This is a genomic window from Ruegeria sp. F11, from assembly GCF_056533855.1.
The window spans coordinates 22842-45137 of record NZ_JBQFOW010000008.1 but is presented as its reverse complement, the minus strand read 5'-3'; the positions used below and the strand labels follow the sequence as shown (position 1 = coordinate 45137).

The following is a 22296-nucleotide window of genomic DNA, read 5'->3' as shown; positions in this document are numbered from 1 at the left end:
ATGGCCAAAAACTCAATTTCCAAGGGGCTTGAATCCTTTGTGTTCGCCAAGACCGCTGAAACCCTGTGGAACCGGCGCACCAAGCGTGTCAGCCGGGGCTCGAACGTGGTGGCGGGGTCGCTGAGTTGGGAATCCAAGAACGACCGCTCACCCCTGTCACCGTTGCAAGAGGCGATCCTGATCGCCGCCACCGGGGCCTCGGGCATGACCATGCCGGACCGGCCGTTTTTCGACGATGAAAGCGGTGATCCGATCATGTCGAAACCCAATCTGGTGATGGAGGGGCGCACGGCGGGCAGCCCCGACAACGCCCAAGGCACGCATTTCTTCATGATCAACGACAGCGGCACCTATTTCTTGCGCCGTCTTGATCCGCTGGAAGGCGGGACCAACACCTGGACGCCCGAGGTGCTGATTGACCGGGCCGAGCAGGCGAAGGTCCAAATCCTCGACCGCCGCATCGATGTACCGGGCGACATGCGCGATTTCCCGGCCTATCTGGATTCGAACCGCTTTCTGTCGAACACACCGGGCTCGACCATCTTCTTTCCGGTGGTGGACCTGTCACACCAGTACATCAACGCGCTGATGTACCTGCTGACGCAGCCGGAAAACGCGCGGCCTGTTATCGTGGATGACCGCAACTTCTATCAGCCTGCGGGCGTAAAGAAATGGATTGAGAAAGGATTCCTGAACCCCGACATCAAAATTCCGCTGGGCGTTCTGGGCCAGATGCGCACGCAGATCGAGGCCGACCTGCTAATCCAGAACCTGTTTCTGGTGACCGAGGCGTTGGGGCTAGGCGGGTGGATTCACGCGGCGATCTCCCCACCGGTGCTGATGGGCGATCCGAAATTCAGTGACCGATACGGCAAGATGTTGGGTTTTGATTATGTGACGCCGAAATGGCGTGTGATGGACCTGTTGCGCTGGCACACGTTGCCGGTTGCAGCGATGAAACATGTTCGGGCGCATGCCGTTGGGTTGCGGCATCACGGGGAACATCTGATCAAGGGCAAATGCCCGCCGTACTATCCGACCATGTCCGACGCGGTTGACGCGGTGATTGCAGGCAAGTTCGGGCCCGACGGTATCTATAAGAACGAGGCGCTGTTCGAACGCATCTACAAAGGCGAATTCGGCGACAAGTATCTGGAAGAGGCAGGCGAGTACGAACAAGACGTCATCGACTGCGCCCGTGACATCTGCACCTATATTCACAAAACGCACGGTCGCTTCCCCGCCCATTGCGAGGCGATCCACGCGCCGGGCATCTGGTTGCAGACCCACCGCGTGGAAAACGAATACTACGACACCTATTTCGACAACGGCCTGACGGCAGCGCAGCGCGCGCATGACGACAACTGGGAAGCGTGACCTCAGAAACCGGCCATCTTGAGGCTTTCAAGGAAATGCTGCGTGTCGGTTTCCAGCCGGTCGGGCTGAATGTCGGCCCAGCGGGACAGCGAGAAATTTGGATGCACTTCGCGATGTTTGTCGGCAACCTGCCGCGCCATTTCTAGCTCACCCAGTTGCGCATAGCTGGCGGCGAGCATGCGCTGACCCTCGGTCGGGTTGTGCATTTTGTTCACGGTTTCAATAACATCCCCGTAGCGCTTCAAGTTGAAATACGCACCACCCAGATGCCACAAATACTGGTCGGGGAAATAGGGGTTCAGCCGCATCGCTTGCTTGAGATGTGAGATCGCGCCCTCGTTATCGCCGGAATGCGCCAGCGCGTCGGCAAAGTCCGAATGCAGGTCTGCATCGTTCGGGTTCAGCGCCAAAGCCCGCTTGTAGGACTGGATCGCCGAGTCATGTTCCTTGCGGTAAAGCTGAACAAAGCCCAGTTCACCAAACCCCCGTGCATCAGTCGGGTCCAGATCAATGGCCCGCTGGGCATAAGATAGCGCCTGATCCAGCGCGTTTTCCGCGCTGTTGTCCCATGAATACCGCCAATTGATGTTCAGCGTTCGCGACAGCGCTGCCGAGGCGCGAGCATAGCCATCGTCGCGTTCAAGGGCGAACTCATAGCAGTTTTGCGCCCTTTGATTGTCGTTGCGAGTGTATTTGAAGATGTAATGCTGGCCCTTCAGAACCGCGCCGTAGGCCTCAAGGTCCGAGGGTGTGGCCTGCGCCATCCGCTGCTTTTCCTGCGACTCGATCATCACGGCGGCGGCGGCGACGATGCATTCGGTCACTTCATCCAGAATGTCGAAAACGTCATCAATCTTTCGGTCAAAGCGCTCGGCCCAGATGGTGCGTTCCGAGTTCACATCAATCAGTTCCGCAGTGATCCGGATGCGGCTTTGTGACCGACGGATTTTACCCCTGGCGATATAGCGGACGTTCAGTCTGCGGGCGGCCTCTTTCGGGGGCATCGTCTCGGCCTTGAAGAAGAAGGACGAGTTGCGGGCGATTACGAAAAGGTTCCGGAACTTCGACAAGTTCATGATGATGTCGTCGGTCAACCCCTCGGCAATCCAGCTGTCCTCTGGGTCGCCACTGGCGCTGGAAAACGGCAGCACCGCGACCGAGGGCATGTCGGGCCGCTGCATATTGCCCTCATGCAATTCAGGACGCAAAGTTGCCGCCATCGTCGCGCCCTCGACCTCACTGCGGACGCAATAGGTGGCCACCGGGGCCAGGATGTTTTTGAGGTGCTTGGGGCCAAGGAATTCATAGCCATAGCGCAGGCGGTTGCGGATTTGCTCATAGACAGCGGCGCTGATGAATACTCGTTCCGGCTCGGCAATCTCTTGCAGGCGCGCGGCGATGTTTACGTTGTCACCATGAACGCCGCGCTCGTCGAGCAGAACCTCGCCCATATGGACACCGGCCCGGAACTTGATCCGGTGGTCCTTGTCGCGCTTCTGATTGTGCTCCGCCGCAATGCGGTGCAGTTCGACGCTGAACTCGACCGCGCTGGTTGCGGTGTCGAACAGGGCTAGAATGCCGTCGCCGCGGACCTCGACAATGGTGCCCTGATACTGAGTGCAGGTGTCTTCAAGCCGGGACAGCAGGGACTTCAGCGCGCTGTAGGTATCAAGCTCGTTCTCGTTCATCAGACGCGAATACCCGACAACATCCGCAAACAGCACTGCGCCGAGCTTTTGCGTGATCTGGGTTTCTGGTCTGCTGTGCGTCACTAACGGTACTCGGTCGTGATTTTATTCAGAGTTCAGGTCGTATAGGGCCCTGTTATCATTCTGGGCGGTCAGTGGAAGCCCCCGTGTTAACTTCCCAGCCCGTCTGATATGGCGCAGGAAAGTACGAAAACCGGGACCGACCGCAGTTTCCTGCCATCGATCCGTCCATTCCGGTTGAAGGAATCCCCACATGAGCATGTCACGAAACGGATCGCCTGCAAACCACGCTTTTTGCAACTTGTCTGGGATTCCATTCGGTATCGGACGAAAGACACAGAAAGCTGTTTCCGTGACAGATCGGGCCTGTGCTGCTAAGATTTAGTATACAATGCAACGATAAGACTGCTCATATTCTTGGGCAAGGTCACAGCTTTACAAGGATTCTTAGGTTTAAGTTCTTTCGCCATTAAAGATTTCGACAGGAGTTTGCGATGGACCAGATTGCAGAAAACAACCCGGCCAATCTGATTGATGCTCGGCCAGAACTGCGGGTGTCCCAAAGCTCGGCCTGGCTTCGGGCCTATGAACAGCGGCAACGCTTTATCGCCGCCATCGAAGCGGAACTGGAGCGGCACAACGTCAAGGCGCTGGTGACAAGGTCGGTCAACGGGGTTTATCCGCCCTGGCTCAAGGTCGAGGCCTGGCTGCCGGACAACGCAGCCCGGCCCGAGGGCAGCGACCCCCGCGTGCGCTGTGAGATGCAGATCATCATCGACACCCGCCCGTATCACGAACATGATGTGGTCACCACCGCACGGGCCGACGATGGGCGGAAGAAGATCGCCGTTTTCAACCGCTTGTATTTCGGGGAACAGCAAGCGGCGGAATGGGTTGCCTACACCATCCAGAAGGGGCCTAAGCCAAGCGGCTATACCCCGTGGCAGGACAGGTTTGAATCCTTTTTTCTGGCCTTCATTCCTTTTGCCAGAACCCGGCATTCCAATCGCATACGCGATATCTATCGCAATAAACTGCGGTTCTCGGGGCCCGGATTTCTGTTGATTGCCGGGGCTGTGATTGCCTTTGTCGGGTCATCCAGCGGTATCGTCCTTGTTCTCGGGCTGCTGGTGATCGCCGCTGCTTTGGTGATCCTGGCGCGGCGGCAAAAAAAGGTCTCGGTCATCAACACACCCGATACCTCGCCTCGGGCGCTATTGTCCGTGGATTCGTGGCAAACGGTTGTGCCGCAATTGGGCGAACGTCTGGCGGATATGAAGGCCCGTATCCTTAAAGCGCTGAGAGATCATGCGGAAAACGGGCTTATGGTCGAAGAAGAAACCTATGGCTTCAGAACGCCCCGCGGCTTTGAAGAGCGTGACCGCATCGTCGTCACCAAGGGGCAAGGCGTGGCGCAGATCCACATTTATCAGTTCGGCAAAGATATCTATGTCGGTTGGGAGAGCTTTGTGAACTGGGCGAAATGGGGCGAGACCAGAGCGATTTCGGCGCTGTCCGACATGACCTCGATCGTCGAGTTCCGGGCCGTTAAGGAAGAGTTGTACATCCCGAACCAGTTCGATCTGATCGACCTGAACAGCTTGTCCGAGGTTGTGCACCGGGACACGTCGGACGTCGTCAAAGCGATGATGAAAGAGTTCGAAATTGATCAGGAGATCGACTTTCAGATCATTCGGGGTGATCGCGACAGCGCGTTGGACAAAGACCGCTTTGACAAGAGGAAGAACAGCGAACGCAGTAACAACTCGCGACGCTGGTCGATCCGTTAAGCTGTTGGGTGCGCAATGCATATTCTGACGATTGACCGGCAAGATGACACCGTTATTCAGGGCGCCTTGCGGGTCGAATTTGCCAAGAAAACAGATCGCTCGGTGCGTATCTGGGGCCATATGCGGGTCGCGTTGCGGGGTTTTGCAGGCTTGCCTGCCTTGTCGCGGTTTTTGTCTGTCCAATCGCACCCGGACGGTCCGGTCTGCCTGACGCTTGGCGCGGTCTGCGAGACCCGGCACGAAGATGCGCTCCGGCACAGTCTGGCCGGGTTCTTTCGGTTGGACGGACATGGGGATGTCAAGGTCAGTTCACCCGGTTCGGCTGAGGATTTCGGCGAGGCCTTTCTGGACCCGGAAGCTGAAAAGTGGAGTATCCACACCGATGTAACCACCGGCGACGGTAGTGCCCGGCTGCATTTACCGGTCAACCTGTTCACGCTTCTGGGGCAGAATCTGGCCCGCGCAGATCAGTTGGGGGCCGCGTTTCGCTACGAATGCGCCCTGGCCCCCGGACGCCCCGATCCCGAAGTGATGCGCAAAGCGCGTTACGCCGCCACCGCGCTTAAGGCGCAAGGTGCCCCCGATGCGATTGCCGAAGACCAGGTCGCCAGAAGCGAGGCGCTGGCCAATGCGACGGCCCATGTGGTCGAGGCTCTGGTCGCACCGCCAAACCTTTTGCGTGTGGTCGAAGAAGAGGCGCAACGCGCCGTGTCCGGGCACCCTCTGGGCGCATCAGGCTATGTGCCCAAGCTGGAACCGGCAGATGATCTGGAAGCGGAAGCGCTGGGTTATCTGACCCATCCCGGCATTCTCGAACCCGGTGCTGATATGGATGCGAACGGTTTTCTGGATGAACCTGCACGGCTGGCTCGGGTGCTGTTAGACCCGTTGGCGCAGCATCTGGGTGTTCCCGATCCTGACGCAGCCGAGGCGTTTGGCCCCATCGCCTCTCCCCCCAAAACCCAAGCGCCGGATATGCAGGGCGAGCCGTTTCTGTTTCTGTCCTATGCCCGTGACGACTGGGATCGGGTCGAACCGCTGGTTCTGACCCTGCGGGAAAAAGGCATCCGCATCTGGACCGATGCCCAGATACAGCCCGCACAGGAATGGGACACTGCGCTTGAGCAAAAAGTGCGTGGCGCGGCGGGGATATTCTGCGTGGTCACGGACGCGTTTGTGCAATCGAAGTATTGCCGCCGCGAGATCAAATTCGCCGACGCATTGGACAAGCCCATTCTGGCAGCGCTTGAGGAAAGTGCGACCTTGTCGGATGGGCTGGCGATGATTTTTGCCTCGTGCCAATACGTGCCGATGGATCATGATTTGGTGGTCGACAAGCTGTACGGCGCAGCCAAAGTCATGATGCAGGAGGGGACGTATGAATGAACCCTCGATTCTTGCTTCATTCATTCCGCTGCTTCTTTTGGCGGTGCTGTACTGGTCGTTCAGAAGATGGCGAAACCGGCGTGTCGAGCTGAGCTTTGACGAACCGACCCGCGAGTTGTTTCAGGACAATGCCGACCGGACCGAACGCCTGATACGTGCAGGCAAACGGGCCGGGGCGGGCGCTGCACTCAGCGTTGCTTTCCTGCTGCTTGCCGCTGTCGTAGCCAGCGCCGTGGTGAGCCGCTATGTCTTCAAAACCGCGCTTCTTCTTCCATTTGATCTTATCTTTCTGGTAGCAAACGCGCTTGTAATCGCGGTCGCGATTGGCAGTGACCGGTTTGCCTTGATTGGCAAAGCCGCCCGCCGCAATGGAACGGCTTTGTGGCTCAACCGTTTAGGAGCCGTCGGGTTTGCAGTGATCCTTGTTTATCTGCAGTATCAGATCGCTCTGGGCACCTATCTGCGCCGATGGCGGCACGATGTTTTCGACGTTGAGCTTTTCCCGACTTACTTTGCCGTAGTCGTCATCTTCTGTGTCGCAGCCATTGTTGCGCTCATACGCCTGTTGCGTGGTCAGGAGGGACCATGACGGCCGATCTGATCCCTCTGATTGCCGTTGTTTTAGGGATCGGCCTGCCCATTCTCTTTGGTATTTGGCCACCTATTGTCTTTGCCGTTGGCGGGGCAGTGCTCTTTGTCTTGTCCGGCCTGCCAGCGCGCATGTTCTTAGGGTTTAGCCAGCAAGTCATTCTGTCGGTGCTAGGCGGCTACACGATCATGGTCCTGTTCTTTGCCATCTTCGCAGCGCGACTTTTTGCAACGCTTTACATGCCACCCAATGGAGAAGGCCCCCTGCCTAATAGCTGGGCCGCAGTTGTGGGCGGCGGCGCGGGGGCGCTGGCGGCTGACGAAGCACCTACAAGCGCCGAATTTGCCACGGCGGCACCGTTATCCCAGTATCTGTCGACCATCGCGCAGTTTGCCCCCTTGGCCGTTGGGCCAATTGTGGTGGCGCTTGTTTCTGAAACCAGCATCGCTCGGAACATCGTCCCGCCACTTATCCTTGCGGGGAGTTTTGTTTTCCTCACAATGTACCTGGGACCACGGGAACACCCGCTGGAGTCAAAGGGGTACTCTCGCACCGACTGGTCTGGTTATCTGGCCATACCATCATTCGCGGCGGCTGTTCTTCTGGGCGTTCTCACACCGTCCGAGGCGTTGGCGTTTTCGGTTTTGTGGCTGGCTTACGTCCTGTACCAGCGCGCCGGTTTTGCGGTTTTGTCCGATACGCTGAAAACAGGGGCGATCGATGCCGGTTCGCTGATCGCCACCTTCCTGACGGCTTCGTTCTTCGCTGGGTTCGCCGTCATGGGCCTTCCGATCCGAAACATGGATTTCGATCTGGTGCAAATGATGCCGTATATCTCGTTGCTCTTTGCGGCGTTCATGGGGTTCTGCGGCGGCCCAATCGTCGCGGTTCTGACCATTGTTCCTATAGCCATGCCTGTCGCTTTGAGCACCGGCATGACAGACCCTTACCGGTTTACGATGGCTGTACTGGTTGCAGGCGAAGCCGGTCGCATTGCCTCGACCCGCATCGGAAATCTGTCGGGCAACAAAGGGATCGATGGCGGCTCGGCAGTTTGGATCGCTCTTTTGGCGCTTGCGTCGGTGTTGGTTCTTCTCTTCGATTTGGTGTCTTTAGCTGAGGAGTTATTCTCTGGCTGACAGAACAACCCGCTGCGGGTCCAACTTACAGTGAATTGACGCAGCTAAAGTCTCGGACCGCCTGACTGTTGAACGGGTTCAGCACAGACGATGTTTGTATGCGCAAGATCACCAACCGGCCATCGAGGTCTACAGTGGCGCGATATATGTCCAAAGATTTTTCGCGGTGAATGTCCATTTTGTCGAATAAACGGAACAGGGCCCAATCGCCCGTTTCGTAAACGCCATATACGACCTCTTGTGCGTCCGACAGCAATTCCATCGACAGCATCCCGCCGGTCTGGGGCCAACTGAACATGTAATCGCGGCCGGGGAATGAGTGCTGATAGATAAACAAGCTACTACCCTGAAAATCTATCGCGACGGCCGAGGCCTTGGGGTCGAGCGCCTCGACGGAAAGGGAAAACGCCACGTTGGCCGAGCCGCTTGCGCTAAAGAAAACGTCGCGAATTTCAGCTGCGTTTTCGAACATTCTCAGCGCCGCGTCGGACATTTGCAAATCTGCCGCCGCAGGACGCCAACGCCAGGGCTTCCGGCTGCGATCGACCATAGAATTCAGGTTCGCGTTGAAAAACGAGTCGATGATCCCGCCGGGAGAAAACAGAGTATTAAAGTCCTGCAGGTTGGTGTCGACGGAGGACTCCGGAGCAAATGGGTAACGCCCCTGCGTGGTCACCTCGCAAAGGGCAGAGACCTGCGCTTGGAAATCAGAATTCAACCGCGACCGCACGGGCGCGCGAAACGCATCGGTCGCCAGGGTCGCAAACTGAACCGACCAGCGGTTCAGTGGGGCGGACAGGTTTTGGCCGATGCTGCGCAGGTTGTCTGCAGCCGTCAGTTCACTGGGGATTGGCTGAGAGCCAGCGGACGTGCCCAGAACACTAAGTTCGCGGTATAGCGATCCGAGTTCGACCTCGACAAAATCGGTAAGTTCGGATGGTGTGCCCGCGTTGCCATCGACCATCTGATGCAGCCAGCCGAAATAGTCGTCAACGAACTGCCCTGGCAGCGCGGTCGGAAGTTGTGCCTGTTGCTGCTGCTGTTGCAGCAGTGTCGTGACCCGGGTTAACGCCCGCGTCTGGGGAACGTTAAGGCTTTTTGTGATCTGCTGGTCTGCCTTGGCTATACCGATCCCCGCTGTGGGTTCCTCGAATTCCGCCAGTTTGGTTTCAGCGGAAATCGCATTCATCAGCCGCAGGATCGGCGAGGTCGGGCGTGCGGCAAGTCTTGTGATCTGGACCACCTGTCCCAGCGAGTCGGCGTGAACGATGTCGATATCAGCCAGCAGTTCGGACCAGAGGCGGACGTAGTCGTCATAGTATGACGACAAGACATCCTGTGCGATTTCGGCTTTTTGGACCTCGGTCAGGTCGGGTTGTCCGTATTCGCCCAAAACCCAATTGTGCTGCTGCATCTCGTCAATTGCACCGGCTAGACCGGTCAGCAGGACCTCGTGAAATCCGCGGCGCGTGAATAACCCTTCCACCCCGGCAGTCAGGGGGCGGCCCGAGGCGCGTGTGAACACCCGTGCGGTGTCGGGGCCGCCTTGTTCGCTGATCTCCCACTGCGGCAGTCTTTTGGCTTCGGGGCCGTCGATGATTTCCCAATATGCGCGCGATGCCAGCGGTTCGCGCGCAAGTACGGCCCGCACGTTCTCAATCAACGGAAGATTCAGCGGATAGCGGCTGCGCCGGGCGTTGCTGAGCATGACGTTCAGGTGATTTTGCAGGACCTCCTGATCGGTGAATTGACCCGGAAGGGAAGTGGCCCAGTCGGAATGCATCCAGACGCGGATGGTTTCGTCATTGGTTGGGCCTGCCTGACCCAACATCAGATACACGCGCAGCGCCTGATTTAGATATCGCGGGTTGTTCAGGTTCTGCGTCATTTGCTGTTCCAGCCGATACATAAGGCTGGTGCGGAAATGGCTGCCGATTAATTCGTGATAGTGATTGCGAAGCCTGCCAGCCTCGGAAACCGGGTTCAGACGGGGCAGAGACAGGAACTTCTCGTCGACCCGCTGCATATTCTGGGCTCGGTTCAAAATCAGGCCTGTCTGCTCAAGCCGACGGTCCGGTCCAAGCTGGTTGGCGCTTATGGACAGGCCGTCCAGGTCTTGCTGCAGCGTAACCATGGTGTTGATGCTGTGGCGGTAGGATCGTTCGATGATCCAGAAACAGGCAATGGCGATCAGAATAGTCGGGGCCAGTTGAAGCGCGACGTAGAACCGGGTGCGCCGCATCTGGCGGGCCGCCTCCGATTTCTCATCCTTGGACTTGGGCTTCTTGTTGCGACGGAAATAGACAAATGCCCCTACGACCAAAAGAAAGGCCAGGATCAAAACGGCGGCAACGGTGCCATCCGTCACCAGCATCAGATAAAGAAACATCGCCACAAGCGCGATCAGCCCGGTCAGGACCAGAGCCATCAGAACGCGGAAAAGAAAGCGGAGCATCGTCAGGACCCCTTTCTTACGATGATTTCGATGCGACGGTTGCGGGCGCGCCCTTCCGGCGTGTCGTTTTGCGCTATGGCTTCCAAATCTCCCCGACCTTCGGCGAATAACCGGCTGTTGTCCTGAAAACTGTCCTTCATCGCGTCCAGAACAGATTGCGCGCGATCCAACGACAGTTGCGTATTGCCCCCCCGGATACCGCGCAGGGGCACGCTGTCTGTATGGCCGACAATTCCGATGGGGCCGGGCAGGGTGTTCAACACGCCGGCCAGCTTTTCAATGACCGGAATGTAATTTGCGTTCATTTCGGTTGCCCCGGAACTAAACAAATCTTCCGCGCCAAGCGTGATGACCACGAATGGGCCTTGCGACTGCACGGTAACGCTGCCCGCCTCGATTTCGGGATGCAGTGCGCTGGTCAGGGCGGTCCAAGGGTCCGACCGGTACGCCACTGCAGTTTGCCCGAGCCCGGCTGAAAAGTTCTCTCTTTGCAGGTCCACGACCGCCTGGATTTGTGTGCTGAGGGCGTGGGCCTGAAGCTTATCCAACTGAATAGCCAGGTCATCGCGGGCACCGTTCAATAGTGCGACGCGGGTTCCGTAGAAGGCCCCCAGCAGCACCAGCCCCGCACAGGCAAGCAGCAAGTTGAAACGTGTCGCGGCCCGCATGATGCTCTGATGCCGCTCAGCCGCTGCTTTGGCGGCAACCAGATCGGCGGTTTTGGCTTGGTGGATCATGTCGCGTTGCCATTCCAGGATCGCGCTGCCCAGAACGTCGTGGTAAATCTCGAACCGGTTGCCCATGGTGTCGTCGGCGGCGACGACCTCGCGCAGGATGCGGGATTCCCGCTGGCACAGGCGCTTCAGAACCTCCTCGATTTCGGCAGTTTCGCAATCCGTGTAGTTCGCCAGATCCTCGGCAGAGTGGGCGATTTTCGCCCCGGAGGGGGTTACAAGGTAGTAAAACACCTTGCGAGCAATATCCTGATCGCTTGTCCCCAGACGGTTCAGCACGCGACCCAGATGGGTGCGCAGAATCTCTTGCGCGCCGCCAAGGTCCTTGAGGGTCTGCAGCCGCAGGGCGTTGGACCCGGCCTCGCGCTCTTCGCTCCAGATCCGTTGCATGACCAGCTGCAGATAGGGAGTTTCGATTTCCTCGCGGCTCCGCCCGTCGTCCTGCGCAACGCCGCGGCCGCGATGGCCAAATCCCTGCTGCCCAAGCTGAACCTGACGCAGGACCTCTTCCCGCAACTCGGGCTCGACCGATACGCTGGGATCCTTGTCAACCTCGCGGTTTTCGTTCCAGCGTTCCACCGGGCCGTCGATGGCCAACCGCCCGGCTTCGAAATCCAGACGGTCGATGCGCAAGTAGTTGGAAAACAGCTTGGGGATGCGGCCCTTGAAGCGGTCCATCTGGCTGAGCGCATCGTCGCGCAGCGAGACCAGCAGGTTGACGGGCAGGTCTTTGGCCGACGCGATCCGGGCGAGCGTATCTGCGAAATCGCCGGGGATGTCGGTCGGATGATACAGGAAATACTCTTCGAACTGGTCGAGGATCAGGAAAAGCTCGCCGTTCAGGCGTTCGCACCACTGTTCCAGCCGGTCAATCGTCGATTCTCCGAGCACAGGCCCGCCATCCCCACCCATCGCGTCCGCAACGGCGTCCCGGACGGCCCGTTCCAGTCGGATGCTCGGGTCGCCGCGCCATTCGCTCAGCCAGGCGACAGCAAACTCCGGCAGCCCCAGCCGGTCGAGATTGGCGCGTGCTTCGGTGCGCATATCGCGCAGAACCCCGGCGCGTAGGACTGAGGTTTTGCCGACGCCCGAGGGGCCATAAAGCAGCGTGAATCTGGAGGCCGACAGGTTCGACGCAATCACCTTGCGCTCGCGGTCGCGGCCAAAGAAATAAGCGGCGTCTTCTTCCTGATAAGGCATCAGGCCGCGATAGGGATCGGACCTCATGACCTTTTCCACGAAGAGCTTTCACCGATCCAATTTACCAAACCATTGGCAAATTCGGGCAGCGAGGCCTCGATCAGTTCGGCGTTGCGATAGGTCCAGAAATCGCGATCCTGTTCGTCGCTTGTCTGGTCCACAACCCAACTGCGTGCGGGCAGGCGGCCATGCCCGAACACCCGGCTGAGGATAGATCGCAATGTCCAATGCGACAGGGAATGGCCGAGAAACAGATAGTGGCACCGAAACAGCCGCGTCTTCAGCGCTGGCGGCAGCAACTGCTTAATGTCGCGATCGACCACATAGGAAAAATGATCGTCTTCGGTGACCACGAAATGCTCGATCCCGGATTCGGCCCGGTCGACCGTTCCGGCGAGTTTCAGCAGCAGTGGGCGTTCATGCTCGCCCAGCGAGAATTCCGAATTCTCATTGGGGCGCTTGAGCAACTTGGTCTCGTTATCCGGTGAGATATGGCTGAATATGCCGCGATTGTTCTGATCCACGGAGTAAGCCAACACATCCAGCGGCTCGCCAATTTCGGCAAAAGCACGCTCGGTCAGATCGTCATAGTTCACCGTGATAAAGATCGGATTGGGATCAGTCCGCCCCGAGGCCCGTAACGCACCCGGCAACTGCGCCATGGCGCGGTGGATGTCGTTTATCGCGTAGTCGAAGTTCAGCAGATCGTGCAGATCTGAATAAATCGGCGCGATGCCGTCCCGCACCGCAACCCGCTGCGCGACCTCGGCGAGGCAGGCGTCAGCATCAATGGGCAGAGAGTTGTTTTCGGCGATGAACTGGGCGATCTCACCATTCAGCGGCGGGATATCTGGGTTTCCGTGCTGCCATCCGGAATACACGCTCGGGTCGGGGCGGTTCACGCCTTCGCCCAGAAACACCGCGACACGCCCCAGATCCAGCGCGCGGAGTATTGTATTGTACTTATCCGCATAGGGCGACGTGGGCTCGGTCTTGACCGGCGCGGGCTGCACGGGCGTGGCCGCAACTCGTTGCACTGGGGCCGCCGGGGTTGATTTCATGTCCTGAACCACTGCGGCAAAGGCATCGCCAACATCCGTCCAGGCCTGATCCCGCGCGCCGTTTTCGGTCGAGAACGAAACCACTGGCAAGCCGTCTTTCGGCAACACCTGCAAATCCGCAATTTCGCTGGCCTTCCAGCGGCAGGGGCGCAGAATGATCGGGAACATCTGGACGTTACCCGCTTTCCAGCGTTTTAGCAGGCGGCCCCATTCTTCGGAAAAGATAAACTCTGAATCGAGGAAGTTGGACGACACCAGCAGGACCGCAATATCGCAGGACTCGACGCGTTCGCGGATTTGCTGCAGCCAGGCGTCACCGGGGCTGAGTTGACGGTCATCCCACAGATCAATTTCACCACCACGGGTCAAATCGATCAATTGCTGGCGGAAGGTTTCCTTATGCTCCTCATCATCATGCGAGTAGCTGACAAATACCTTGAGTGATGAAATTCCACTATCCAAAGCAGCGTCCGTTCAACCTGTTTGGTTCACAACGTAAATCCAAATTACATCAAAATGTGACTTGTCGCCAATAGCTTCGGTCGGCGAGGTGAATTTCCAGATCAATTCAGGCCTTTTGCTAGGGTTTTGCAACCGACGGTGTTCTGAAACTGAACGCTAAATTTGTCCCGATTTCTCTTTCCGCGCCAAATCGTGTAAACTGCTAACTAATTTAATTGGATTGCTTTTTTATTTTGAAAGTAGTGCCCAAAGCCGGGCCTCGGAAAGGTAAATTTTTCAAGTCGTTAACGCGTTTTGTGGGGGCAAAGGAATTCAGAAATTGATACGCAAGAAATTGATATATGCGTCTTCTGTCTACGAAGCTTTGATGCCGCCCGTACGCACAAATGCCGGAACGTGCCCGGTGCTGATGCTCAACATGTCCCCTTATCAGAGTAAGGGCCTGTTCCGCCCGACTGGCCGAACAGGGATTCAGGAGGAAGCAAATGCGAAATATCACGGAAATCATTGTTCATTGCAGCGCGACGCGCCCGAACTGGATGGAAGGCAAGAAAACCACTGAAAAGGTTGAGGAAATTCGCCGCTGGCATACCGACCCGAAACCAAAGGGGCGGGGTTGGGCCGATATTGGCTACCATCACGTGATTGACCGGGACGGCACGATTGCAGCGGGTCGTCCGATTGACAAGGCCGGCGCCCATGCGAAAGGACACAACGCCAATTCCATCGGGGTTTGCCTGTTGGGCGGGCACGGGTCTTCGGAGAATGACAACTTTCAAGATAATTTTACGCCCGAGCAGGACGCGGCGCTGAGGGAATATATCCGAACCCAGAAAGAACGCTTCCCCACAATCGCGAAAATCAGCGGGCACAACGAATACGCGGCCAAGGCCTGTCCGGGGTTCAATGTGTCGGATTGGTTCAAAAGTGGCCTGCCGGTCTCACTGCTTGCTCTGGCAGAGCCTGGTCCGAAACCCGCATCCACGGTTGGTGGTGCCCCGGACGCCCGATTTGAAAAGCTGCATGGGTTTGTTCGACAATGGGCGACCCGGTCCTCCGGGCATTTGGGGGTTGAAATCGAAACCCTGGCCGAGTGGCGGAAGACCGAGGTGTCGATAGACGATCTGAATGCGCTGACGCAGGCCGAAGCGGATGAGATATTCCGCGCCCTCTATTACACAGCGTGCCGCTGCAGTGAAATGCCCGAGAGGATGGCACTGGTTGTCTACGACGCGGCGACGCAGTCGGGGGTGAAACCGGCGATCGAACTGGCCCAGACCGCATTCAACACGCTGGGGCTGACCGTCGACGGAGAGCCGCTGGACGTTGATGGCATCAACGGACGTTTGACAATAGCGGCTATCAAAAAGACCGACCCAAGCGTTTTGGCCGAGGCGTTCATGGACGCACAAGAAACGCGCCTGCGGGCTGCCAACGATACGGACGGTCTGACCCGGCTGGCGGCCCTTCGTGAGTTTGTGAACACCTTGCCTGAGGGAGCGGGCGTGCGCCCGAACAAGAAAATGGACGTTACCGACAGAGATATTGATCTGAAAGACATTCTGGAAATCGCCGGTGCAGCCAAAAGCGGGGATACCGCAGGTTCTCTGGCCAAGGTCGCCAGCCTGCTGCTGCGGGACGATTCCGATGACAGTGACTCCAGAACGCGCAACAAAGCGCTGGCGCGGATGATCCTTGGCATCAACGATGGCGCGCCCATTCCGGCGGATGTGGCGGGAACGGTTACCAAGGGACCTGACGGTAAACCTCCGTTGACGCCGATTAACGCGGCATTGGGGCAGACCATTGGCAATGCCTTGAACGGAAAGAAATCCGTTTCGGGTATTGTTGGGCTGTTGCTGACGGTGCTTTTGCCGAAGCTGGGTCTTTCGGGCGACATCGTCGATTTTCTTTCGAACAATGCGGAAGCTTTGATCAGTGTTTTTGCTCTGATCACCGGGTGGGGCATGTTTGGTAAACTCGACAAGGCAATTCGTCTGATGGGAATGATCAGTAGCCGGAAATAAGCGGCGGTCCTACGGTCTGGCCGCAGGCTTTGACCCGTTCCGGCGACAATTATCGGAGCATGCCATGACGCATTTGAACGTTTGGAGCGAAAAATACTCCACTGAACGCCCACGACGCCTTCTGGCGCTGGATGGTGGGGGTATTTTGGGGATTATCACTCTGGAAATCCTCAAGGAAATCGAAAGCCAACTGGCCGATGAGACAGGTCAGGGCGCGTCGTTTCGGCTGGGGGACTACTTTGACTACATCGCCGGAACCTCGACCGGGGCGATTATTTCGACCGGTCTGGCGGTTGGCATGTCCGTGGATGAGCTGACCGAGTTTTATGTGAACTCCGGAAGCCGGATGTTCACAAAGCAATGGCTGCTCAAACGGGCGAGAGCGCTTTATGAGGCCGACCCCCTGCGCGAAGAACTGCAGAAGGTGCTTGTGAATGATCAAGACATGGACAGAACCCTCGGGTCCGAGGATTTGCGCTGCCTGCTGCTGGTTGTAACACGAAACGCAACGACGGATTCCGCGTGGCCGGTGTCGAACAATCCTTTTGCCAAGTACAATGACAGATCGGGCTACGCCGACCGGAACAACCTGGATATTCGCCTGTGGGAACTTGTGCGCGCCTCAACAGCGGCCCCGGTCTATTTCCCGCCCGAGTCGCTTGAGATGGACAAGGACATGTCCTTCACCTTTGTCGATGGCGGCGTGACCCCGTACAACAACCCGGCCTTCCTGCTGTACCGTATGGCCACTTTGCCCCATTACCGGCTGAACTGGCCCAAAGGGGAAGACAAGCTGATGCTGGTGTCGGTAGGGACGGGATCGGCCGCGAAGGTCGAGCTTGATCTGGATGATCGCGGAGAACTGCTTCCCAAGAACGCAGCCGCGATGCCCGGCGTTTTGATGGGCGGTTCTGCCGTGGATCAAGATATCAACTGCCGCGCGTTTGGCCGGTGCCTGTTTGGCGACGTGATCGACCGGGAGCTTGGCGATATGAAACCGCGTGAGGGCGATCCGGTGACCGGCGCCGAGGTTCCGCGCGAAACGCCAACCGGCAGGGATTTCCTGTATGGGCGGTACAACCCGGATGTCAGCCGCGCCGGTCTGGATGCGCTTGGCCTGCACGATATCTCGGAACGCAACGTGCAGGCGATGGACAAGGTGGAATTCCTTGGCGACATGCGCAAGGTTGGCAAGGCATACGCGCAGAAACACGTGGACATGTCCATTTTCAGCCATTTCGGCGGCGACTAAGGAGGCCTTGGAATGCGCGCCTTCATCATCCGGCCCTTTGGGACGAAAACCGCCAAAAGCGGGCGGGAAATCGATTTCGACCTGATCGAAGACACCCTGATCGGCCCGGCGTTGACGGCCTCCGACATTGAGGGGCGGACAACTGGCGACATCATCTCGCAAGGCAATATCCGGCGCGACATGTTCCAACGCTTGCTGACGGCGGATGTGGTTGTTGCCGATATCACCGTCGACAACGCGAATGCGTATTACGAACTTGGCATCCGCCACGCGATGCGTGACCGGGTCACGATACTCTTGCGCGGAACGGCGGCTGAGGGCACGCCGGAACCCGACCCGGTGCCTTTCGATCTGAAAACCGACCGTTACCTCTCTTATGATCTGGACGATCCGGCTGCATCCGTGGACGATTTGACCCATGTGATCAAGTCAAGCCACCGAAACCACGAATCCGACAGCCCGGTGTTCCAGATGCTGCCCGGCGTGCAACCGCAGGAGAAACTGAAATTCCAGTCTGTGCCACGGGATTTCAACGAAGCCCATGCAGTATACTTGCATGATCGACGGCGGTCTGAACTGTCTTTGTTGTCCGAAGAAATCGCACGCTTCAAACCGGAATGGGGGTTGTTGGGGCAGTTCATGATCGCCAAGTCTCTGTTCGAACTGGGCGCATATGGGCGCGCGGCCAAGGCGTGGGAACACGTGTTGCTGCTTGAGCCCGACAATGTCCATGCGAACCTGAAACTTGGCACCTGCTATCAGAAACTCGGCGCGCCGGGTCGGTCGAACTTGGCGCTGGCTCGGGTCGAGGCGGACCGGCAGACAGCCAATGACAATGCGGAACGCCTGTCGCTGATGGCCAGCAACAAGAAAAGCCAGTGGATTGACGATTGGCAGGACAAACCAGCCGATGACCGCGCCGACGCCGCGCTGGCCTCAGGCCATTTGGAAGAGGCGCGGAAGCTCTATTCTGCTGCCTTCAAACGCGATCTGAACCACTATTATTCGGGCTTTAACGCACTGGCTCTGACGGTCATCGAACTGGAACTCGCAAACGCAAATGTCGAAGCCTGGCGCGCCGCATTCCTGTCCGAGGAGGAGGCCGACGCTCGCCATGCAAAACTTGTACGTGAACGCGACGAGTTGGCGGTTGCGGTGCAAGTGTCCTTGGACGCGGCCACACAACCGGACGAACAGGATGAATGGCTGCTTCTGACCCGCATTGATCTGGCGTTGCTCACCATCGACAGGCCCGATGCGGTTGCCCGTCAGTACCAGCGCGCCTTGGGGGGGCTCAGCGCTCAGCAACGGGATACTGTTCTGCGGCAGTTGGAGATTTACACTGGGCTCGGAGTTCGTGCCGAGGTCGCCGCGAAAGCCGCCGAAACAGTCGAGAATATGGGGACCGAACGGGCCCAGTCCGTGGACAATCCAATTCCGCTGATCTTCACCGGTCACCGGGTTGATGCGCCGAACAGGGAAACGCCGCGTTTCCCGAACTCGCCCGCAGCAATCGGGACTGCAACGCAGATGATACGCGACGCAATCGCAAAAAACACCGGCGGGCTCGACAACGTTATGGGCTTTGCGGGCGGCGCGAGCGGCGGCGACCTGATCTTTCACGAGCAATGCGCCGAGTTGGGTATCGAAACCACGTTGTTGCTGGCGTTGCCACGGGAAGACTACATGAAAGCTTCAGTAAACGATGGCGGGGCTGAGTGGATAGACCGGTTTAACAAGATCTATGCAGCGCTTTCTGACCAAAACCGCGTTCTGGTTCTGCAAGAAGAACCGGACCTGCCATCTTGGCTATCCGAGGTCGACAATTACAGCGTCTGGCAACGCAACAACATCTGGACCCTTGGGTTCGGCCTGCTTGCGCCACCGGGTCAGGCGCGATTGATCGCGTTGTGGAACCAGGCGCCGGGCGATAGCCCGGGCGGCACGCAAGAGATGGTTGACCTGGCGCGCGACTACGGCATGGGCATCGAACTGTTGCCTGCGGCAGAGCTTGCCGCTGCGGTCAACTAGGTGCCCGCCCCAGTAATTCCTAGATTTTTTGCCTGTTTTCCGGCAGAATTCACAATGCTGCCGACCTACGGGTTATTTAACGGTTCTATTCAGTCAAAGGGGCAAAGATGACCTGCCTCGTCACCACAAGGGATGTGATCCGGATTTTTGACCGGTAACATGACCACAGGCTGCTATCGGGCCAACCACGAATGTTTTGATTTTTACTTTTGACGAGTTGGGGGAATATGGAAGGCACCAGGGCGCAAACCGCGTTATCCTCGGGCACGGTCTCCGGGTCCGAAGCGCTCGGGCCGATTTATTGGAGCAAAGCCCACAAGCTGGCCATTGATCGTCTGCGTTTTGCGGTCACCAGCCAGGCACCGCTGACGATATTTATCGGACAGATCGGAACCGGGCGAACTCGCCTGATCCGTGAACTGACCAAGCGCAAGTTTTCGGATGTGGCGATCGGAACGCAGTACAATCCTGACGCATTTTCGGGTGAAGTATACGCCGACGTGCTGTCGGTCTTTGACCCCAAGCACAAACCCAGCGGCGACATCGAAACTGAGCGTCAGAAGCTGTCGACCCTGTTGGACAAGTTTCACGGCAAGAAGCGGTTCCCGGTTCTGATCGTCGATGATGCCGATATGCTGCCCAACCAATACCTGGGGGCCTTGTGCGCTTTGTGCGACCAAAGCGCCGGAATGCGACCCATGCTTAAACTCGTTCTGGTCGGGCAGCCCGGATTGACGGACGTGCTGGCCTACGAACGCCCCGACCTGACTGGACCGGCCTTTACGCTCAGCGGGATGAGCGAAGAGGATGTCGCGGGATACCTCAAGGCGCGGTGTTCCAATCTGGGTGCAGACAGCAGCGTTTTTACCGAGGATGCTGTTGCCGAGGTTGCAGCCCAAACCGACGGCATTCCGTCGCGCATCAATGCTTTGTGCGATCGGGTGCGGCAGTTTGCAGCCAAAGAGGGGTTGATCGCCCTCAACCGCGAACATATTCGCCGCGTCGTCGCGCTGACCCGGATTTTCGGCACGGGCCGGTTCACACCCACCGCGTCACCTCCTGAGAACGAAGACGAGCAGGGCTCGGAGGTCGAAACGGCTTTGGGGATCGAGCAGGCGGAAACGCCCATGTCGGATACACCGGACAGCCCGCAAGCGGCACCCGATGAGGATGAGGTCAAAGCCGAGGACGCGCCAGCGCCCGCAAAACGCTCGGGGCGGCGGAAAACAGTTCTTGCTGGTGCGGTTGTTCTGGCGGGTGTGGCGGCGGTTGCGCTGTTGCCCGAGACCGGGACACCTGTGGGCGACCGCCTGCTGCCTTTGCGCGATGACGCCGTTGCAGCCTCGCAGCGGCTTTGGGCGGGCCTCTCTGGCGGCGGCGAAGTCGTTGCCAGTTTTGATCCCGACCAGATTGCCGCAGCACAGGCTCGCGTGACCCGGATTTCAGATGCGTTGACCGGAACCGAATTGACTGCCAGCGGACAGTACCGGGCCGCGCTGGACCTTGCCGACTCCACCGCGGATGCGGCGGTTGTCGGTTTTGCCCGCGCCGCGCTGTCGGGTCATGACCGGTCGGCCTATTACCTCGGCCAGATTTTTGAGACCGGCGAAGGCGTGCCGGTGGATTTGGAACTGGCAAGAGCATGGTACCAAGCCGCCGGGCCAGAAGTGAGCGGGGCGGCCAGCCGCCTTAGCGACTTGCAGCCGCCAGTCGAGGGTGGCGTGCCGTCCTCACCGATCCCACTGTTTTCGAACGAAATGCCCGGCGGCACGGTCGAACTTGTCTGGACCAGCGGAGAGGGGCCAGACCCGTCTTACTATCGCATCGAACTCGCAACCGCTGACGGGGACATCACGCTGAGCGTGCAGCCCGTTGCGATCTCGGCGATCCGGCTGACAGCGCCCGAGGATGCGCAGCAATGGCGTGTTGTGGCGGTGGACGAAAACAGCGGGACGCAGGTCGCTTCGCCGTGGGTTGCAATCGGCCCGGGTTAGGCCGACCACAGCAAAGCTTGGTCTCAGCAACCAATCACAGCGCAAATTCTGCTGCGATAGGCGGCATTGGCTTCGCTTTCGATGCTGTCCTGCGTTGGTGCTGCGGTAACGGGTTCGCAGGCCAGATTGTAGTCCGCGCTCAGCCCGGCATTCACACATTCCGAGATGTTCCAACCCGGCGGAATATCGTTCAGGTCCACATCATTCCATTTCGGATGGCCAGACTGCTGCAGGGTCTGGAACTGCTTCACAATCAGATGCGCAGTGTCCGAGACCGCCCGGCAGCTTTGCCGGTGATATGCGTTGCGCCTTGGGTCGTATTCATAGGTCATCAGCACGGCCTTCACGGCGACCACATCGATGGTGTCCTGCTGGAACGGGTAGGTGCCGGCATCAATCTTTGAAGGCGTATAAACCGCCGCAAGTGTCGGGTCGGTAATAGGCAGCAGGTGCAGTTTTTCCGGGTCGATCTGATCTGTTTGGAAGATCTTTGTTGGGGCCCCAGCCACATAGAAAAATGCGTCGATATCCCCGGCAAGCAGCATTTGCAGCGAGGTGTCGGCGTTGATGGTCAGACGCTCGGCTGGGGTCACACCTGCCAGATCAAGAACCAGCGAGGCGGTCAGAAATGTACCGCTATCCTCGACACCCACCGCAACGCGGCGACCGTTCAGGTCAGACAGCGAATTCACATCGCGCTTGGCCAGAATGTGGACCTCTTCGTTGTACAGGGGAAAGGCGATGCGAACGCCGAAAATGGCGCGTGCGATCTCGGGGTCTTCGCTGGAATAGGTCTTGAGGTATTCCAACACGTCGCTCTGTACGATGCCCAATTGCGTGTGGCGACGCTTTCGGACACCCAGAAAGTTTTCAAGCGACCCCGCGCTTTCCTGCACGATCAGGTCGATGCCACAGGCCGAGGCCAGATCGCTCATGTCGCGCCCGATCTGAATGTACGTGCCCGTCGGTCCGCCAGTCAGGATGTTCCGTTCGAATGCCGAAGCCGGGACCGGCAGTGTCAGCCCAAAGACTGCGACTGTCGAAATCTTGGCTAAAATGCTCTTTAGTTTAAATAATTTCATTTCACCCT

14 protein-coding genes are annotated in these 22296 nt (G+C 58.2%); 9 read left to right on the top strand and 5 right to left on the bottom strand.

Annotation, left to right across the window (positions count from 1 at the left end):
* Positions 1 to 1377: a hypothetical protein gene (locus ACR0NJ_RS12045; RefSeq protein WP_480817376.1), complete on the top strand. Its 1377-nt coding sequence runs from the start codon at positions 1 to 3 to the stop codon at positions 1375 to 1377.
* A gap of 2 nt (positions 1378 to 1379) precedes the next feature.
* Here ACR0NJ_RS12045 and ACR0NJ_RS12040 read toward each other — a convergent pair whose 3' ends face one another.
* Positions 1380 to 3149: an adenylate/guanylate cyclase domain-containing protein gene (locus ACR0NJ_RS12040; protein ID WP_480817375.1), complete on the bottom strand. Its 1770-nt coding sequence runs from the start codon at positions 3147 to 3149 to the stop codon at positions 1380 to 1382.
* 431 nt (positions 3150 to 3580) lie between these two features.
* On the opposite strand from ACR0NJ_RS12040, the gene ACR0NJ_RS12035 reads away from it, so the two are divergent.
* Genes ACR0NJ_RS12035 through ACR0NJ_RS12020 form a run of 4 tightly spaced genes read left to right on the top strand, consistent with a single transcriptional unit; the run spans position 3581 to position 7990 of the window.
* Positions 3581 to 4876, top strand: a complete 1296-nt coding sequence (locus ACR0NJ_RS12035) for a hypothetical protein (RefSeq protein ID WP_480817374.1) — start codon at positions 3581 to 3583, stop codon at positions 4874 to 4876.
* 15 nt (positions 4877 to 4891) lie between these two features.
* On the top strand, positions 4892 to 6262 hold the full coding sequence (locus ACR0NJ_RS12030) for a toll/interleukin-1 receptor domain-containing protein (RefSeq protein ID WP_480817373.1): 1371 nt from the start codon (positions 4892 to 4894) through the stop codon (positions 6260 to 6262).
* Positions 6255 to 6851 carry a hypothetical protein gene (locus tag ACR0NJ_RS12025; protein WP_480817372.1) on the top strand — a complete coding sequence of 199 codons (597 nt, stop codon included), beginning with the start codon at positions 6255 to 6257 and terminating at the stop codon, positions 6849 to 6851. Before ACR0NJ_RS12030 ends, ACR0NJ_RS12025 begins: the two co-directional genes overlap by 8 nt.
* Positions 6848 to 7990, top strand: coding sequence for a hypothetical protein (locus ACR0NJ_RS12020; RefSeq protein WP_480817371.1), 1143 nt, complete (start codon positions 6848 to 6850; stop codon positions 7988 to 7990). The genes ACR0NJ_RS12025 and ACR0NJ_RS12020 overlap by 4 nt, the downstream gene beginning before the upstream one ends.
* Before the next feature lie 25 nt (positions 7991 to 8015).
* Here the strand turns inward: ACR0NJ_RS12020 and tssM are convergent, their stop codons facing one another.
* The 3 genes from tssM to ACR0NJ_RS12005 are packed head-to-tail and all read right to left on the bottom strand — an operon-like array spanning position 8016 to position 13902.
* Entirely contained in the window at positions 8016 to 10445 is a 2430-nt protein-coding gene (gene tssM / locus ACR0NJ_RS12015) for a type VI secretion system membrane subunit TssM (RefSeq protein ID WP_480817370.1), read from the bottom strand.
* 2 nt (positions 10446 to 10447) lie between these two features.
* Entirely contained in the window at positions 10448 to 12406 is a 1959-nt protein-coding gene (locus ACR0NJ_RS12010; protein ID WP_480817369.1) for an nSTAND1 domain-containing NTPase, read from the bottom strand.
* Complete coding sequence (locus ACR0NJ_RS12005) at positions 12403 to 13902, bottom strand: SIR2 family protein (RefSeq protein WP_480817368.1); 1500 nt, start codon at positions 13900 to 13902, stop codon at positions 12403 to 12405. Before ACR0NJ_RS12005 ends, ACR0NJ_RS12010 begins: the two co-directional genes overlap by 4 nt.
* A gap of 485 nt (positions 13903 to 14387) precedes the next feature.
* On the opposite strand from ACR0NJ_RS12005, the gene ACR0NJ_RS12000 reads away from it, so the two are divergent.
* From ACR0NJ_RS12000 to ACR0NJ_RS11985, 4 genes are all read left to right on the top strand, one after another.
* A complete protein-coding gene (locus tag ACR0NJ_RS12000; protein WP_480817367.1) occupies positions 14388 to 15929 on the top strand; it encodes an N-acetylmuramoyl-L-alanine amidase in 1542 nt (513 codons plus the stop codon).
* A gap of 64 nt (positions 15930 to 15993) precedes the next feature.
* Complete coding sequence (locus tag ACR0NJ_RS11995; protein ID WP_480817366.1) at positions 15994 to 17181, top strand: patatin-like phospholipase family protein; 1188 nt, start codon at positions 15994 to 15996, stop codon at positions 17179 to 17181.
* A 12-nt stretch (positions 17182 to 17193) separates the two neighbouring features.
* Positions 17194 to 19212 carry a tetratricopeptide repeat-containing protein gene (locus ACR0NJ_RS11990; RefSeq protein WP_480817365.1) on the top strand — a complete coding sequence of 673 codons (2019 nt, stop codon included), beginning with the start codon at positions 17194 to 17196 and terminating at the stop codon, positions 19210 to 19212.
* A 227-nt stretch (positions 19213 to 19439) separates the two neighbouring features.
* Entirely contained in the window at positions 19440 to 21206 is a 1767-nt protein-coding gene (locus tag ACR0NJ_RS11985; RefSeq protein ID WP_480817364.1) for an AAA family ATPase, read from the top strand.
* Positions 21207 to 21229: 23 nt separating this feature from the next.
* Here ACR0NJ_RS11985 and ACR0NJ_RS11980 read toward each other — a convergent pair whose 3' ends face one another.
* Positions 21230 to 22288, bottom strand: coding sequence for a TAXI family TRAP transporter solute-binding subunit (locus tag ACR0NJ_RS11980; protein WP_480817363.1), 1059 nt, complete (start codon positions 22286 to 22288; stop codon positions 21230 to 21232).
* Positions 22289 to 22296 lie beyond the last annotated feature (8 nt).

Excerpts from the sequence above, each read along its gene's own strand:
- ACR0NJ_RS11980 (WP_480817363.1), bottom strand. The coding sequence starts at position 22,288 with ATGAAATTATTTAAACTAAAGAGCATTTTAGCCAAGATTTCGACAGTC.
- ACR0NJ_RS12010 (WP_480817369.1), bottom strand. The coding sequence starts at position 12,406 with ATGAGGTCCGATCCCTATCGCGGCCTGATGCCTTATCAGGAAGAAGAC.
- ACR0NJ_RS12000 (WP_480817367.1), top strand. The coding sequence starts at position 14,388 with ATGCGAAATATCACGGAAATCATTGTTCATTGCAGCGCGACGCGCCCG.
- ACR0NJ_RS12020 (WP_480817371.1), top strand. The coding sequence starts at position 6,848 with ATGACGGCCGATCTGATCCCTCTGATTGCCGTTGTTTTAGGGATCGGC.
- tssM (WP_480817370.1), bottom strand. The coding sequence starts at position 10,445 with ATGCTCCGCTTTCTTTTCCGCGTTCTGATGGCTCTGGTCCTGACCGGG.
- ACR0NJ_RS12045 (WP_480817376.1), top strand. The coding sequence starts at position 1 with ATGGCCAAAAACTCAATTTCCAAGGGGCTTGAATCCTTTGTGTTCGCC.
- ACR0NJ_RS11995 (WP_480817366.1), top strand. The coding sequence starts at position 15,994 with ATGACGCATTTGAACGTTTGGAGCGAAAAATACTCCACTGAACGCCCA.
- ACR0NJ_RS11990 (WP_480817365.1), top strand. The coding sequence starts at position 17,194 with ATGCGCGCCTTCATCATCCGGCCCTTTGGGACGAAAACCGCCAAAAGC.
- ACR0NJ_RS12035 (WP_480817374.1), top strand. The coding sequence starts at position 3,581 with ATGGACCAGATTGCAGAAAACAACCCGGCCAATCTGATTGATGCTCGG.
- ACR0NJ_RS12025 (WP_480817372.1), top strand. The coding sequence starts at position 6,255 with ATGAATGAACCCTCGATTCTTGCTTCATTCATTCCGCTGCTTCTTTTG.
- ACR0NJ_RS12030 (WP_480817373.1), top strand. The coding sequence starts at position 4,892 with ATGCATATTCTGACGATTGACCGGCAAGATGACACCGTTATTCAGGGC.
- ACR0NJ_RS11985 (WP_480817364.1), top strand. The coding sequence starts at position 19,440 with ATGGAAGGCACCAGGGCGCAAACCGCGTTATCCTCGGGCACGGTCTCC.